The 15,852-nt window shown below is 70.8% G+C and carries 15 protein-coding genes; 10 read left to right on the top strand and 5 right to left on the bottom strand.

Annotated elements, in window-relative coordinates:
- The first annotated feature begins 33 nt into the window (after positions 1–33).
- Both clpS and E3T48_RS13965 read left to right on the top strand, forming a co-directional pair.
- Positions 34–318 (top strand): ATP-dependent Clp protease adapter ClpS, encoded by a 285-nt coding sequence (clpS, locus tag E3T48_RS13970; RefSeq protein ID WP_241974927.1) that lies wholly within the window; start codon positions 34–36, stop codon positions 316–318.
- Complete coding sequence (locus tag E3T48_RS13965) at positions 318–866, top strand: DUF2017 domain-containing protein (protein WP_478213393.1); 549 nt, start codon at positions 318–320, stop codon at positions 864–866. Before clpS ends, E3T48_RS13965 begins: the two co-directional genes overlap by 1 nt.
- A gap of 185 nt (positions 867–1,051) precedes the next feature.
- Here the strand turns inward: E3T48_RS13965 and E3T48_RS13960 are convergent, their stop codons facing one another.
- Positions 1,052–2,365: a glycosyltransferase gene (locus tag E3T48_RS13960; protein ID WP_134524639.1), complete on the bottom strand. Its 1,314-nt coding sequence runs from the start codon at positions 2,363–2,365 to the stop codon at positions 1,052–1,054.
- Positions 2,362–4,599, bottom strand: coding sequence for a glycosyltransferase (locus E3T48_RS13955; protein ID WP_134524638.1), 2,238 nt, complete (start codon positions 4,597–4,599; stop codon positions 2,362–2,364). Before E3T48_RS13955 ends, E3T48_RS13960 begins: the two co-directional genes overlap by 4 nt.
- A 231-nt stretch (positions 4,600–4,830) precedes the next feature.
- On the opposite strand from E3T48_RS13955, the gene E3T48_RS13950 reads away from it, so the two are divergent.
- The gene (locus tag E3T48_RS13950) at positions 4,831–7,146 is read left to right on the top strand and encodes an FdhF/YdeP family oxidoreductase (RefSeq protein WP_134524637.1); all 2,316 of its coding nucleotides are present in this window, start codon (positions 4,831–4,833) and stop codon (positions 7,144–7,146) included.
- 128 nt (positions 7,147–7,274) lie between these two features.
- Positions 7,275–7,808 (top strand): dihydrofolate reductase family protein, encoded by a 534-nt coding sequence (locus E3T48_RS13945; RefSeq protein ID WP_134524636.1) that lies wholly within the window; start codon positions 7,275–7,277, stop codon positions 7,806–7,808.
- Here E3T48_RS13945 and fdhD read toward each other — a convergent pair.
- From fdhD to fdhA, 3 genes are all read right to left on the bottom strand, one after another.
- Positions 7,790–8,668, bottom strand: coding sequence for a formate dehydrogenase accessory sulfurtransferase FdhD (fdhD, locus tag E3T48_RS13940; RefSeq protein ID WP_134524635.1), 879 nt, complete (start codon positions 8,666–8,668; stop codon positions 7,790–7,792). The genes E3T48_RS13945 and fdhD overlap by 19 nt on opposite strands.
- Before the next feature lie 78 nt (positions 8,669–8,746).
- Complete coding sequence (moaA, locus tag E3T48_RS13935; protein WP_134524634.1) at positions 8,747–9,865, bottom strand: GTP 3',8-cyclase MoaA; 1,119 nt, start codon at positions 9,863–9,865, stop codon at positions 8,747–8,749.
- Between the two features lie 192 nt (positions 9,866–10,057).
- Entirely contained in the window at positions 10,058–11,272 is a 1,215-nt protein-coding gene (gene fdhA, locus E3T48_RS13930; RefSeq protein ID WP_134524633.1) for a formaldehyde dehydrogenase, glutathione-independent, read from the bottom strand.
- Between the two features lie 175 nt (positions 11,273–11,447).
- Between fdhA and E3T48_RS13925 the strand changes: the two genes are divergently transcribed.
- From E3T48_RS13925 to E3T48_RS13900, 6 genes are read left to right on the top strand one after another with little or no spacing between them, the layout of a single operon-like run.
- Positions 11,448–12,659, top strand: a complete 1,212-nt coding sequence (locus E3T48_RS13925; RefSeq protein WP_134524632.1) for a ThiF family adenylyltransferase — start codon at positions 11,448–11,450, stop codon at positions 12,657–12,659.
- A 3-nt stretch (positions 12,660–12,662) separates the two neighbouring features.
- Positions 12,663–13,997: a molybdopterin molybdotransferase MoeA gene (locus E3T48_RS13920; protein WP_241986827.1), complete on the top strand. Its 1,335-nt coding sequence runs from the start codon at positions 12,663–12,665 to the stop codon at positions 13,995–13,997.
- Entirely contained in the window at positions 13,994–14,476 is a 483-nt protein-coding gene (gene moaC, locus E3T48_RS13915) for a cyclic pyranopterin monophosphate synthase MoaC (protein ID WP_134524675.1), read from the top strand. Before E3T48_RS13920 ends, moaC begins: the two co-directional genes overlap by 4 nt.
- 2 nt (positions 14,477–14,478) lie before the next feature.
- Positions 14,479–15,195, top strand: a complete 717-nt coding sequence (gene mobA / locus E3T48_RS13910) for a molybdenum cofactor guanylyltransferase (RefSeq protein WP_198417679.1) — start codon at positions 14,479–14,481, stop codon at positions 15,193–15,195.
- Positions 15,192–15,479, top strand: coding sequence for a DUF6457 domain-containing protein (locus E3T48_RS13905; protein WP_134524631.1), 288 nt, complete (start codon positions 15,192–15,194; stop codon positions 15,477–15,479). Before mobA ends, E3T48_RS13905 begins: the two co-directional genes overlap by 4 nt.
- Positions 15,479–15,718, top strand: a complete 240-nt coding sequence (locus E3T48_RS13900; RefSeq protein ID WP_134524630.1) for a MoaD/ThiS family protein — start codon at positions 15,479–15,481, stop codon at positions 15,716–15,718. The genes E3T48_RS13905 and E3T48_RS13900 overlap by 1 nt, the downstream gene beginning before the upstream one ends.
- Positions 15,719–15,852: the final 134 nt, after the last annotated feature.

Below are 15,852 nucleotides of genomic sequence, written 5' to 3'. Positions count from 1 at the left end.
GAATTCCGTTCCCCGTCGTGGGAGCCTTGAGGGGTGCCGAAGACTGTCGAACGCCCGGATCTGCAGGAGACGGTGTCACTGGACCGCCCGTGGATCACGATCGTCTGGGACGACCCGGTGAACCTGATGTCCTACGTCGCCTACGTCTTCCGCAGCTATTTCGGGGTCACCGCCGAGGAGGCGGAACGCCTCATGCTGCAGGTGCACAACACCGGCCGGGCCGTGGTCGCCACGGGCAACCGGGAGGCCATGGAACGACACGTCGAGGCCATGCACGGCTACGGCCTGTGGGCGACGCTGGCCAGGGCCGACTCGTGATGCAATTCGAGCCGTCCGCGGAGGGTCGCGTGTCCGCGCACTTCGAACTGGTCGAGGTGGGGCTGCTCCGCCTCGCCACCAGCCAGCTGGTGGAGCTGCTGGAGGCCGCCGATGCCCACGCTCCCGGACCGACCGCCGACCCGGCCCTGAAACGGCTGCTCCCGGATGCCTACCGGGGCGACCCGGAGGCCGCGGCGGAGTTCCGTCGCTTCACCGCCGGCGATCTCCTCGACCGCAAGGTGCTCAACGCGAAGGTGGTCCTGGCGACCCTGGGTGAGGAACCGCTGGATCCGATCTCCGACGAACCGGACGAGGCCCTGCTCCACGACTCGCCGGACGACGCCCCGCTGGCGATCGTGCTTGACCCGCCCGACGTGCAGTCATGGCTGCGCACCCTCACCGACCTGCGCCTGACGTTGGCCGAGCGCCTCGACATCGGTCCGGACGGCCGGCCGCGGCGAGACGACGATGAGGCCCCGTTCCTGCGGGACGTCTACGAATGGTTCGGGATGGTGCAGGAATCCCTGGTCTACGCCATCGACGTGTGATCGGGCCGGGTCTCGACAAGCTCGACCACCGACGGCGATTGAGCCTGTCGAAATCCCGGTCTCGACACGCTCGACCACCGGGGCACGCTCGACCACCGACGGTGATTGAGCCTGTCGAAATCCCGGTCTCGACACGCTCGACCACCGGGGCAAGCTCGACCACCGGGGCACGCTCGTCCAGCGTGCTAGCCCACCACGGGAACGGCCAGGAGCGCCTCACGGGCGCGGCGCGGCCCTTCACCGTCGGCGAGGGATGCGCGCAGCCGGTCCAGGCGCAGCCTGGCCGCTCCGTCGAGGGCGAGCAGGGCCTCGGCCGCCGCACGCAGCTCGTCGGCCGTCACGACGTTCGGGTCGAAGGAGAGCCCGAATCCTGCCGTCTCCAGGGCGGCGGCGCCGGCGAACTGGTCGGTCGAGAACGGGAGCACCACCAGCGGAACCCCGGCGGTCATCGCCTCGGTGACGCTGTTGTTTCCGCCGTGGGTGACGGCGAGGGCCGCGTGACGGAGCAGGGTGACCTGGGGCAGGAACCCGCGCACGAGCCAGGAACCGGGGATCGGCCCGAGCTCGGCCGGGTCGGTCGCACCGGTGGCGATGGCAACCCGCACGTCGAGCCCGCGCAGCGCCTCCGCGACCCGGGCGAGCACGTCGCCGCGCACGGAGAGGAAACTGCCGAAGCTCAGATAAACGACCGGCAGGTCGCCGGCGGTCAGCCACCGCTCGACCTGGTCGTCGACGGCCTCCTCACGCACCGCGGAGCCGAGGAAGGCGTGCGGCGGCAGCAGGGCGGTGCGCGCCGGGTCGTGCAGTTCGGCCGGGTAGTTGAGCAGGAGCACGTCGCCCGACTCCGTGAAGGCGTCCCGGCTGGGGATCGCCGCGGGGTCGAGGCTCCGCAGGGCGTCGTTCCATTGGGCCGTGAACGCGTCGCGCACGTCGTCGCACGCCGATCGAAGGGCCTCCAGCGCTGCCGGGCCGGGCCGGAACGCCACCGGCCAGTCCGGCGGGTAACCGTAGACCTCGTCGCCCACCGGCAACGCGGACGGGTGCCCGAGCACGACGTCGGCGTGACGGATGCCCGCACTCCGCAGCGCGAGCCGGGCACTGAACGCGAGGTGGTCGACGATCACGTGGTCGGGCTGCACCTCGTTCACGATCCGCTGCACCTCGCGGGCGACCGGGGCCGGGTTCCAGAGCAGGTCGTTGCTTCGCGCCTCGGCCTGGAACAAGAGCGTCTCCACCATGCCGCGGCGGGTCGCGGCGAAGAACCCGCGGAGGGCATCGTCTTCGCCGCTCGGCTGCTGCTCGGCCCGGATCGTGCCCGGGTTCGAGCCCCGGCCCAGTTGCAGGTTGATCCGTTCGAAACCGAACGCTCGCACGATGTCGGCCGTGGCGGGGCCGCTGGCCACGACGACGCGCTCACCGGCCTGCTGCCAGGCGGTGCCGAGGGTGGCCAGGGGAAAGAGATGGGAGGCGTAGTCGGGGCTGATGATCAACAGTGTCATATCAGGCTCATCGCCCAGGCATTCGGTCCGTCGGTGATGGAGACCTCCCGGTACACCGCCGCCAGCGTGGTCGCCATGGCCTGGATCGTGAACGAGCGGGCCACCATCTCGCGGGCGCGCTCGGCGTATTCCGCCCCGAACGGTCCGGAGGCGATCGTGAGGGCATCGGTGATCCCGCCTGCCAGCGCAGCCGGTTTGCCGGTGTCCACGAGGAAGCCCGTCACTCCCTCCTGCACGTAGGTGGCCGGTCCGCCGGAGTGCGGCGCGACCACCGAGAGGCCGGTCGCCATGGCCTCGAGCAGGGCGATCCCGAACTCCTCCTTCACGCTGGCGCAGACGTACACGCCGTTCGGGGCGGCCAGGCCTGGTCGGCCGAGGCGCGCGGCAGCGAACCACCGGGCCACGGTGTCGTTGCTGCGGTGCCCGGCGAGCAGCAGCCCCCTCCCGGCGGCCTCGGCGGGTGGAACGGCCGCGGCCATCCGGTCCAGTTGGGCGCGCTCGTCGGCCGACGGGGTGCGCAGGTCTCCGCCGACGATGAGCAGGTTGCAGGCAGCGGACAGCACCGGGTCCGCCGACCAGGCCTCCACGAGGGCGGCCATGCCCTTCACCCGGTGCAGCCGACCCGCAGTGATGGCCAGCGGCAGTCCCCGTCGCTCGGCTGGGAGGGTCGCGAGCAAGTCGTCGAGTGCGGCGAATGCGACGGCGCCGGTCGCGCTCAGCCGATCGGGGCCGCCGGTGGCGGAGTCGTCAATGGACGCCGCAGCATCCGTGAGGGAACGCTCGATCACGGCCAGGTCGATGCCCTCCGCGATCACCGAGTGGCGTTCCGGATGCTGCCGGATGTCGATTCCGACGAGGTCGCGCATGTCGCGCCGCAGGTCGGGCCGGGGGAAGAACACGGTGTGTGCGGCATCCGCTGCCAACCGCTGCACCAGCCGCACCCGGAACCAGAAGTGCTCGGTCTCGTCGACCGTGCCGAAGTTCGCGCGGGTCAGGGCGCCAGCGGCATCCAGCGAGTGGATGACGCTGTGCGGGTCGGGCGCCACCGTGAACACGATGGGGATGTCCAGCTCCCGGGCCACGGTGGAGGCGGCAAGGGTGCCGACATCCGCCATCCGCAGGTGGATCGCGTCGACCGTGCCCGCGGCGCGGAGGATGCGCCTGATGCCGCGCTGGGCGGCGATCCGGCGCGGCCAGGCGTCGACCGAGGCGACCGGCTCGCCGAGGAACGGGACGGTCGCGAAGGCGTGACCGGCCAGGGTGGAGCCGACCTCGGGGAGGCAGTCCAGGGCGTCGGCGAAGCCGCCCCTGGAGACCGTGAGCACGCGTTCGACCCGCTGCTCCCTGCGGGCATCCTCACCGTCGGGCAGGAAGGCGTCCTCTCCCGGCGTGGGGCCGGCGACGAGCGCGTCGCCGAGGCGCACGAGCAGGGTGGCGATGCCGCCGTTGTCGCCGGCGCCGACCTGGCTGAGGTCACGGTCGATGTCGGCGTGCAGGAAAAGCTGGGCGATGGTGGCCCCCTGGCTCCACGGCGCGCGCGGATAGCTCGGCACGGTCAGGTCGTCCAGGGCCAGCCTGGCCACCTCGGCGAGCACATTCTCGCCCAGGGCAAGGTCGGTGACGATCGCGATGTTGGCGTCGTTCGGGCCGAGGTCGCCGAGGGCGGCGATCGCGGCAACGCGCACCTCGGTCGCCTCGGCCGGGTCGACGGCGATGCGGCGCAGCAAGCGTTCCGGGATGCGGCCGGTGACGAGGCCGATCGTCTCGACCAGGCGGGACCGGGCCCCGGCCTCGCCGACACCCACCAGGGCTCCCTCGACGGCGAGTCCCACGTGCTCCGGCACCGACGACGCCCACTGTTCGAGGGTGCGCTGGGCGATCATCCCGGGGAAGCCGCCGGCGACGACCATGGTCACCAGCCCTGAGATGGCGTCGAGGCGGGGAAGGCGGGCCCCGAAGGCCCACGCCGCGTGCTCGCGGATGAACAGGGTGTCGTGGCCGAGCAGGGAGACCAGCACGTCGTCCGCGGATTCGTCGAAGACCTGGGCGAGCGAGTGGATCGCCGCGATCGCGGTGAGCTGGTCGCCCGGGTCGACCGCAGCCTGGGCGAGCAGGCGTACGGCGCGCACGCCGCCGTCCCTGCTCGCGGCGACGGTCAGGTCGTCGGCGGCCCGAATCCCGGCCAGGATCGATCGGGCCTGACGCATGGTATCCAGGGTCGTGTGGGTTCCCACGGAGCGTTCTCCCTGTCGTCGGGTGCGAGCGGTCGGTCGTTGGCGGTGCTGCGGTGCTGCGGTGCTGCCGATGATACTTCGGAACGAGAAACCGCTCGGATTGCCGGTCGGCGAATTCGCACCCGATCGAGTCAACGCCATTGACCTGACCAGCGTGCAGAAACCGGCTGGGAATCAGCCGAGACTCCCCCGCCGCGCCCATTTGCCGATCATTGGGGGCAGGATGGATGCATGACACGTCGCGCACCGATCGAAGACATCAACGAGGACAACCTGCGCGTCAAGAAGCCCAAGAAGTCCGCGGCCGGGCTGGAGGCCGTGGCGGTCGCGCTCGAACGCGGGGTTGCCCAGGCCGGGGTCAGCCGCACCGCCCGCGCGCTGCTGCGGTTGAACCAACGCGACGGCACGGACTGCCCCGGCTGTGCCTGGCCGGAGTCGCAGGGCCACCGCAAGACGGCCGAGTTCTGCGAGAACGGCGCCAAGGCCGTCGCCGAGGAAAGCACGGTGCGCACCGTGACGCCGGCGTTCTGGGCCGAGCATTCGATCGAGGAACTGGCAACGAAGACCGAGTACTGGCTCGGCAACCAGGGCCGGATCACGCATCCGGTGGTCATCCGGCCCGGCGACACTCACTACTCGCAGATCACCTGGAACGACGCCTTTGAGCTGATCGGCGAGAGGATCCGGGCGACGACACCGGACCGCACCGTGTTCTACACCTCCGGTCGCACCGCCAACGAATCGGCATTCCTCTACCAGCTGTTCGCCCGCTCGATCGGCACGAACAACCTGCCGGACTGCTCCAATATGTGCCACGAGTCGTCGGGATCGGCATTGAACCCCACGATCGGCATCGGCAAGGGCACGGTCTCCCTCGAAGACATCCACGAGGCCGAGCTGATCCTGGTCGTCGGCCAGAACCCGGGCACCAATCACCCGCGGATGCTGTCGGCGCTCAAGGAGTGCAAGGACAACGGCGGCAAGATCGTGGCCGTCAACCCGCTGCCGGAGGCCGGGCTGTTCAACTTCAAGGACCCGCAATCGGTGTCCGGCCTCGTCGGCGACGGCACCGCCCTCGCCGGCGAATACCTGCAGATCAAGGTCGGCGGCGACCTGGCCCTGTTCCAGGCGCTCGGCCACCTGCTGCTCGAGGAGGAGGAGCGGGTGCCCGGCTCCGTCGTCGACCACGCCTTCGTCGAAGCCAACACCGCCGGTCTGGACGAGTACCGGGCCGCCCGCCAGGTGATCGACTGGGACGAGACCGAGAAGGCGACCGGCCTGTCCAGGCTGCAGATCGCCACGGTCGCGCGGCTCCTGGTCGCCTCGAAGGCCACGATCATATGCTGGGCGCTCGGCCTCACCCAGCAGCCCCACTCCGTGAACACGCTCAAGGAGATCATCAACCTGCTCCTGCTGCAGGGCAACTTCGGCAAGCCCGGCGCGGGTGCCTGCCCGGTGCGCGGCCACTCCAATGTGCAGGGCGACCGCACGATGGGCATCTGGGAGAAGCCGCACGAGTGGATGCTCGCCGCGCTCGACAAGGAATTCGGCATCGAGACCCCGCGCGAGCACGGGCTCGACTCCGTCGACACGGTCGAGGCGTTCGAGAACGACGACGTCGACGTGTTCGTCTCGATGGGCGGCAACTTCGCGCTCGCCTGCTCCGACACCGAGGCCCTCGAGGCCGCAATGCAGCGGGTGGGGCTGACGGTGCACGTGTCGACCAAGCCGAACCGCTCCCACATCATGCACGGGACGACGTCGCTGGTCCTGCCGACGCTCGGCCGCACGGACACCGACGACAAGCATCCCGGCGGCCGCCAGGTGCTCTCGGTCGAGGACTCGATGTCGGTCGTGCGCACGACGCAGGGCCGGCTGGAGCCGGTCTCCGAACATCTGCTCGCCGAGCCGGTCATCGTCGCGCGGATGGCCACCGCCACCCTGGGCCACGACCACGTGGTCGACTGGAAGGCGATGGCGGAGGACTACGACCTCATCCGAGACCACATCTCCCGGGTGTTGCCCGGCTTCGCCGACTTCAACAAGCGGCTCAAGACGAAGAACGGTTTCGTGCTGCCCAATCCCCCGCGCGACACCCGCAGCTTCGCCACAGACATCGGCCGGGCCCGGTTCACGGTCAGCCCGCTCGAGTATCTGACCCCGCCGGCGGGGCACCTGATTCTGCAGACCATCCGCAGCCACGACCAGTACAACACCACCTTCTACGGGCTGGATGACCGCTACCGCGGTATCTCGGGCGGCCGCCGGGTCATCCTGATCCACCAGGACGACGCCACGGAGCTCGGCTTCGCCGACCGCGATCTCGTCGACGTGATCAGCACCTTCCGGGGCGAGGAACGCCGGGCGAACGAATTCCGCCTGGTGGTCTACCCGACCCCGCGCGGCTGCGCGGCGGCATACTTCCCCGAGGCGAACGCCCTGATGCACCGGGAGCTGGTCGCCCGCGAGTCGAACACCCCCGGCTACAAGGCCATGGCCGTGCGGTTCATCGCGCACGAGCCGGCCGAGGTGCTGCAGCTGAGCTGAGCTGAGCCGACCCGCGCGCCGCGCCCGCTTCCGCAGCCCGCGACCGCGGCGGCGGTCGCGGGCTGCGGTCTCGGGCGCGCCGAGGTAGCCCCTGCGACAATGGCCCGACAACCCACGGAGGATCCCCCATGACCGAGCAGCGCACCTGGACCGGCCACGTCTTCATCGCGACGAGCGTCGACGGCTACATCGCCCGACCCAACGGTGCGCTCGACTGGCTCATCGACCGGCCGGGGCCCACCGGCGACGGCGGGTACTCGGAGTTCGCGGCCACGATCGACCACATGCTGATGGGCCGCGGAACCTACGAGGCGGTGGCGGCGTTCGACCCCTGGCCGTACACGCGGATGAAGGTGATCGTGCTCAGCAGCACCCTCACCGCGGTCGACGACCGCGTCACGGTGGTGCGCAGCCTTCCCGAGGCAATCGCCGCCCTCACCGCCGCGGGCGCCGAGCGCGTGTACATCGACGGCGGCCGGGTCATCCAGTCCTGCCTCGCCGTGGGCCTCATCGACGACCTCGTGATCAGCCGGGTGCCCGTGCTGCTGGGCGAGGGCATTTCGTTGTTCGGGGCGCTCCCGGCGGATGTCCAGCTCGAGTCCCTGGGCGTCGCGCCGATCGGCGGCGGCATGGTCCAGGAACGCTACGCCGTGGTGCGCTGACCCTCGCGGCGCTGAGCCTCGGCCGGGGCATCCTCGACGATCCGCTCTGCCCCGGCGTAGATCACCATCGAGTTCCCGCGGAGGAAGCCGACGAGCGTCAGGCCCACCTCGGCCGCGAACTCGGCCGCAAGCGACGACGGCGCCGACACGGCGGCGAGCACCGGGATGCCGGCCATCATCGCCTTCTGGGCAAGTTCGAAGCTGGCCCGGCTCGACACCATCAGCACCATTCCGGTCAGTGGCAGCAGGTTCTCCTTCAGCGCCCAGCCGATCACCTTGTCCACCGCGTTGTGACGGCCGACGTCTTCGCGCAGCACGAGCATCCGACCGGTGGCGCCATCGAACAGCGCGGCGGCGTGCAGTCCGCCGGTCTTCTCGAACACGGTTTGCATGGTTCGCAACTGGTCGGGGAAGGAGGTGAGCAGTTCCGCGTCGACCCGCACCGGGTCATCCGCCACCGGGAAGGAGGACCTGGTGCGCACGGCGTCGATGCTCGCCTTGCCGCAGAGGCCGCAGGAGCTGGTGGTGAGGAAGGACCGCTCCAGGCTCGGGTCAGGCGGGGAGACCCCGGGCGCGAGTGACACGTCGAGCACGTTGTAGGTGTTGAGTCCCTCGTCGGTGGCGCCGGCGCAGTATCGGGCGGCGAAGAAGTGTTCGCCCTTCGTGATCACGCCCTCCGAGACGAGGAATCCGGCGGCCAGATCGAAGTCGTTGCCCGGGGTGCGCATGGTGATGGCCAGGGATCGGCCGTTCACCCGGATCTCCAGCGGCTCCTCGACGGCGAGCAGGTCTTCCCGGGTGATGGGGGTGTGCCCGACCGTCAGGCGAACGACCTTGCGCCGCACGGTGATCCTGCTCATCAGTCAATGTCCCTTCGTCGTGCCACTGGTCGTGGCGCCGCCGGTCGTGTGATCAGTGCGTTGCCGGACGCGACGGTCTCAACCGCCGATGTACGACATCTCGATCTTCTTCATTCCGCTCGCCCGCAACTGGATCGTCTTCGCGCTGCGCAGCTGGGAGTACCGGTCGGTGCGCTCCCGCCAGATTTGCGCCATCACGGTGGCGAGCTGTTCGTCGGTGCAGCCGCCGCGCATCAGGGCGCGCAGGTCGTGGCCCTCGGTCGCGAACAGGCAGGTGAACAGTTTGCCGTCGGTGGAGACCCTCGCCCGCGAACAGGACCGGCAGAACGACTGGGTGACGCTCGAAATCACGCCGATCTCGCCGCTCCCGTCGCGGTACCGCCAGCGCCTCGAGGTCTCGCCGTCGTAGTTCGGTGCCACCTCGTCCAGTGGCAGTTCCACGTTGATCAGCCCGATCACTTCGCGGGAGGGCACCACCGCGCCCATCTCCCAGCCGTTGCTCGAACCGACGTCCATGAACTCGATGAACCGCAGGATGTAAGGCGTGCCCTGGAAGTGCCGGGCCATGGCCACGATGTCGTGCTCGTTCTGGCCGCGCTTGACCACCATGTTGATCTTGATCGGGCCGAGTCCTGCCTCGTGGGCGACGTCGATCCCGTGCAGGATCTTCGCGACGGGGAAGTTGACGTCGTTCATCATTCGGAAGGTGGTGTCGTCGAGCGAGTCGAGTGAGACGGTGACGCGGGTGAGCCCGGCATCCTTCAGCGCCTGCGCCTTCACGGCGAGCGCCGACCCGTTCGTGGTCAGCGCAATGTCGATGGGCCGGCCGTCCGGGGTGCGGAGGGCGGCGAGCATGGCGACGAATTCCTCCAGGCCCTTGCGCAGCAGCGGTTCCCCGCCGGTGAGGCGGATTTTCTCGACCCCGTGGGCGACGCTGATCCTGGCCAACCGGGTCATCTCTTCGAAGGAGAGGAGCTCGTCGCGTTCCATGAAGGCGAAGTCTTTGCCGAAGACCTCCTTCGGCATGCAGTAGACGCAGCGGAAGTTGCAGCGGTCGGTGACGGAGATGCGCAGGTCGTGCAGCGGCCGGTTCATCGTGTCGGTGACCCGGCCGGTGGGCTCGTCGGTCACCGCGGGGAGGTCCGCCAGGGAACGGTAGAACCTGGGGACGGGTTCCTGGACTTCGGCGCCGGTCATGTCTCCACACTAATCGCGACGGCTGGGAAGGAAAGGCCCTGATGGGCGGGTCTCGACGAGCTCGACCACCGGGGGCTCGACCCGGCGCACGGTGATCGAGCCCGGCGCACGGTGATCGAGCCCGGCGCACGGTGATCGAGCCTGTCGAGATCCAGGTCTCGACAAGCTCGACCACCGGGGGGGCGGCGCCGCCTACTTCACGTAGCCGTTCGGGTTGAGGACATACTTCGTGGCCGCGCCGGCGTCGAATTCGGCGTACCCGCGCGGGGCATCCTCGAGGGTGATCGCCCTGGCGTTGACCGCCTTCGCGATCTGCACCTTGTCGTGCAGGATCGCCATCATCAGCTGCCGGTTGTACTTCATCACCGGGCACTGCCCCGTGGTGAACGACAGCGACTTGGCCCAACCGAGTCCCAGCCGGATCGACAGCGAGCCGACCTTCGCCGCCTCATCGACCCCGCCCGGGTCACCGGTGACGTACAGCCCGGGGATGCCCATGGCGCCACCGGCGGCCGTGATCGTCATCAACGAGTTCAGCACCGTTGCCGGCCGTTCCTCGCCCGCGCTCTGGCCGTGGCCGCGCGCCTCGAAGCCGACCGCGTCCACCCCGGCGTCGACCTCGGGAACCCCGAGGATCTGCTCGATCTGGTCCTGCGGGTCGCCGTTGCGGAGGTCGATGGTCTCGCATCCGAAACTGCGCGCCTGTGCCAGCCGCTCCTCGTTGAGGTCGCCGACGATGACCACGGCGGCATCCAGCAGGTGCGCGGATGCCGCGGCCGCGAGGCCGACCGGGCCTGCCCCGGCCACGTAGACCGTCGACCCCGTCCCGACGCCCGCGCTCACCGCTCCGTGGTAGCCGGTGGGGAAGATGTCGGAGAGCATGGTCAGGTCCATGATCTTCTCCAGCGCCTGGTCGCGGTCTGGGAACTTCAGCAGGTTCCAATCCGCGTACGGCACGAGCACGTACTCGGCCTGCCCTCCGACCCAGCCACCCATGTCGACGTAGCCGTAGGCGCTGCCGGGTCGGTCGGGGTTGACGTTGAGGCAGATTCCCGTCTTGCGCTCCTTGCAGTTCCGACATCGCCCGCAGGAGATGTTGAACGGCACCGAGACGATGTCCCCGACCTTGATGAACTCGACGTCGGGCCCGGCCTCGACCACCTCGCCGGTGATCTCGTGCCCGAGGACGAGGTCCATCGGTGCGGTCGTGCGTCCGCGCACCATGTGCTGGTCCGAGCCGCAGATGTTGGTGGTGACCGTGCGGAGGATGACGCCGTGAGGCACCTTCCTGCCGACGTTCGCCGGGTTCACCCCCGGCCCGTCCTTCAGTTCGAAGCTCGGATAGTCGATGTCGATGACCTCGACGTGACCCGGGCTCTTGTAGGCGACTGCCCTGTTCCCCGTCATGAAAGTACCTTCCTAGTTCCTTGTCGAATTACCTCGAAACGCGACCGCAACGGCCGCGCGAGACTGCATGGATTCTCTAGTTGGTGCCCGACCACTCGACTACAAAGACCCTGAGAATTCAAGGGGATTCTCGAATCGGGATCTCGTCACCCGGATCTGCGCCTAGCGTTGGGGCATGGCCCTTTCACCTCTCGTCGAGCCGGTCGCGCAGCTCAGCGCCGCCGAGTCCGCACGCACCGTTCGCCAACGCCGCCTCCCCCAGCTGAACGAGCTCGGCCAGCGCCGCCTCGCCAACGCCAGGGTGCTTGTGCTCGGCGCCGGGGGTCTCGGCTCCCCCGCCCTGATCTACCTGGCCGCCGCCGGGGTCGGCACCATCGGCATCGTCGACAGCGACGACGTCGAGCCCAGCAATCTGCAGCGGCAGATCGTGCACGGGACGCAGGATGTCGGCCGGCCCAAGGTGGTCAGCGCGGCGGAGTCGATCGCGGCGATCGCGCCGGAGGCGACCGTGGTGCAGCACGCCGAACGGCTCACCGCGGACAACGCGGCGGCGATCATCGGCGGCTACGACGTGGTCATCGACGGCACCGACAACTTCCCGACCCGGTTCGTGGTCAACGACGTCTGCGCCGCGCTCGGACTGCCGCTGGTCTGGGCATCCGTGCTGCGCTTCGACGCCCAGCTGTCGGTGTTCTGGGCCACGCCCCCGAAGGGCAGCGGGCTCGCCGGGGTGCACCTGCGCGACCTCTTCCCGAACCCGCCCGCCGACGGCGAGGTGCCCAACTGCGCCGAGGCCGGTGTGCTCGGCGCGCTGTGCGGCCAGGTCGGCTCGCTGATGGCCACCGAGGCGATCAAGCTCATCGCCGGAATCGGCACCCCGCTGATCGGGCGCATCCTCGTGATCGACGCCCTCTCGGGTCGCTTCAGCGAGGTTCCGCTGATCGGCACCGGAGTCGCCGCCGCCGACCCCCGGCCGGCCCCGGCCGATCCGGAACCGGTCCCGGACTGGCCGCAGCTCACCGCGACGGAGCTCGCCGGCCGCCTGGCCGCGCGGGAGTCGGGCGGCGACCCGTTCCTCGTCGTCGACGTGCGGGAACCCGGCGAGCACGCCGAGAGCGCGGTGCCCGGCGCCGTGCTGCTTCCCCTGGCGCGCCTCCTCACCGAGGAGGGCCGAGCGACCCTGCCGACGGACGTGCCGCTCGTGCTGCACTGCCACCAGGGATCGCGTGCGCAGACCGCCGCGACCGCCCTGCACCGGGCCGGTTTCGCTGGCCTGTCCCTGCTCACGGGCGGTATCGTCGCCTGGGACGCCGCGGTGGCCGCTGGCACCGCGCCCGGCGAAGGCAGCAAGTGGGCCGCAGCCGAACCCCACCCGGCGAGGAGCTGACCGGTGATCCCGCGCACGCACGCTGCCGGAGCGGGCGACCGGCACGGCGACGCCCGCCCGGCGGATGCCTGCGCCGCCCCGTCCGATGCCGAGACCGTGGCGGAGCACCTGGCCGCCGTGCTCGAGATCGCCACCCCGTTGACACCCGAGTTGACCTCGCTCGACGCGGCACGCGGGCTGGTGCTGGCCGAGGACATCCGGAGCGCCACCGCGACGCCCCCGTTCGACAACTCGGCCATGGACGGGTACGCCGTGCGCCGGGACGACCTGCTGCACGCCTCGGCCGAGAACCCGGTCACCCTGCAGGTGGTCGCCGACCTCGCCGCCGGGACGAGCGAGAATCCGAGCCTGGCCCCCGGGCAGGCCGCCCGGATCATGACCGGGGCGCCTCTCCCCGACGGCGCGGATGCCGTGGTGCCGATCGAGGACACCGACCGCGGCGGCCTCTACCTCGCCACGGTGCTGCGCGCGCCGGAGCCGGCCGCGCACATCCGTCGCACCGGGGAGGACGCCCAGGCCGGCGACACCGTGCTCACGGCCGGCTCGGTGCTCTGGCCGACCCGGATCGCCGCCGCCGCGAGCGCCGGCCGATCGTCGCTGCTGGCCCATCCGGCCCCGCGGGTCGCCGTGATCTCGACCGGAAGCGAACTGGTCACCCCGGGCGACGTCCCCCGGCGCGGCCAGATTCCCGACTCGAACTCCTACCTCCTCGCCGCCGCCGTGGCCGAGGCCGGGGCCGTGCCGATCCGGATCGGGGCGGTGCCCGACGACGAGAACACCCTCCGGGACCTTCTGGCCACCCTCGCCGACACCGTCGACGCCATCGTGCTCTCCGGCGGGGTCAGCGTGGGAGCCTACGACGTGGTCAAGGCCGTGCTCGCGCCGCTGCCCACCATGACCTTCGGCCCGGTCAGGATGCAGCCGGGCAAGCCGCAGGGATTCGGCCGCTGGCCGGCCGGAGACGACGGGCCCCCCGGACCGGTGATCTTCGCGCTCCCCGGCAACCCGGTCAGCGCCTACGTGTCGTTCGAGGTGTTCGTGCGGCCGGCCCTCCGTCGGCTGGCCGGCCACGCCGAACTGCACCGGCCCACGATCACCGCGTCCGCCGCACAGGGCTGGAACTCACCCCCGCGGCGCGCGCAGTACATGCCGGTGACCATCGAGCGCACGGGGGCGGACTCCCGGGTGCGACCCGCGGCAGCGGGCGGCTCTGGCTCGCACCTCGTGGCCGGTCTCGGCCACGCCACCGGACTCGCCCTCGTTCCGGAGGACGTCACCCGGATTGACGAGGGTGACCTCCTGACTGTCATGCTGTTGCTGTGCCCACAACTCCCATGACCCCGCAGCCGTTCACCCACCTCGATTCGGCCGGCCAGGCCCGGATGGTGGACGTCACCGACAAGCAGCCCACCGTGCGCAGCGCCACCGCGGCCGGGTTCGTGAGCTGCGGCCCGAAGGTCGTGGCCGCGCTCCGCGACGGCAGCACCCCGAAGGGTGACGTGCTCGCGGTGGCGCGGATCGCCGGCATCCAGGGCGCCAAGAAGTGCGCCGACCTGCTCCCCCTCGCCCACGTCATCGGCGTGCACGGCGCCGCCGTCGATCTCGTGATCGAGGACGAGGGTGTGCGGGTGACCGCCACCGTGCGCACCGCCGACCGCACGGGAGTGGAGATGGAGGCGCTGACCGCGGTCTCCATCGCCGCGCTGGCCGTCGTCGACATGGTCAAGGGCCTGGACAAGTCGGTGCTGATCGAGAACGTGCGCCTGATCACCAAGACCGGTGGCAAGTCCGGCGACTGGCACCGCAGCGACGGCTGACCGTGCCGCTCCCCGCCTCGCAGCCCGCCGCCCCGCCCGCCGTCGACCTGATCGTGCTCGCAGGAGGCCGCGGCAGCCGCCTCGGCGGCGCCCTCAAACCGGCCATCGAGGTGGCCGGCCGCACCCTGCTCTCCCGGGTGCTGGACGCCAGGGGGCTCGCACGGCGCGTCGTCGTCGTCGGGCCGGACACCGCGCGCGACGCGGCCGGCCCGCACTCCGCGCCACTCATCTGGGCGCTGGAGGATCCGCCGTTCGGCGGGCCGGTAGCCGGCATCGTCGCCGGGCTGGCTGCGCTGGACCAGGCCGCGCCGGGCCAGGCGGCTGCGGCGGATTCCGACGCGGAGGGGACGCCCTGGCTGCTCGTGCTCGCCTGCGACCTGCCCTGGGCAGCGGATGCCGCGCGGCTGTTGGTCGGGGCGGCCGCCGACCTGGGCCCAGGGTCGCCGCACCTCGACGGGTTCCACCTGGTCGACGCCGGCGGCCGGGAGCAGTGGCTGGCCGGGATCTACCGCGGAGAGGCGCTCCGTGAGGGCGTGCGGCGGCTCGGGAGCGAAGCGCGGGGCGCAAGCGTGCGGCAGCTGCTCTCCGGGCTCTCGCTGCGCGGCATCCGCGACACCGAACGGGCCGGGCGCGACGTGGACACGTGGCAGGATGTTCTGCAGAGCACCGCGCTCCTGAACCCGTCGCGGAGCAACCCACCGAGGAGTGACATCACATGAGCACCCAGGCACCGCTTCCGCCGGAAGCCCTCGACGACTGGCTGTCCGCCCTCGCCACCGCCCTCGGCCTCGACCCGGCCGACATCCCCGTCGCCCTGCTGCTCGACGTGGCCCGCGATGTGGCCCACGGTGTGGCCAGGCCGGCCGCACCGCTGAGCACCTTTCTGGTCGGGCTCGCCGCCGCCCGGAACGGCGGCACCGCCGCGGACATCGAACGCGCCGCCGCCCTGGCGACCGAGCTGGCCCTGACCTGGGCCGGCGACCAGCCGCAGGCCGGTCGCTGATGGCCACCGTGCGATTCTTCGCCGGGGCCGCCGAAGCCGCCGCCGGCGACGGCGCCACAATCGACGCGGGCACGATCGGCGAATTGCGCTCCGTGCTCGGCGCGCAATTCGGGCCCGAGTTCGACCGCATCCTCGGGCTCTGCTCTCTCCTCGTCAACGGGACACGGGCGACGGATGACGCGGTCGCCCTTGCCGCGACCGACACCGTCGACGTGCTCCCGCCCTTCGCCGGCGGTTGACGCTCCCGGCCGACGGGCGAGCCGGTCGGCCCGGAACCGGAAATGCCGATTTTTCACGGTGTTCACGCGTTGTCGCGGCGCGCGCGCACGGTCAGGGTGGAAGGTACGCGGGCCGTCGGCGCCCGACCGCACAC

This window comes from Cryobacterium fucosi, from assembly GCF_004403515.1.
GTDB lineage: Bacteria > Actinomycetota > Actinomycetes > Actinomycetales > Microbacteriaceae > Cryobacterium > Cryobacterium fucosi.
Note: the sequence above shows the minus strand (reverse complement) of the source record. Positions and strands in the feature narration are given on the sequence as shown.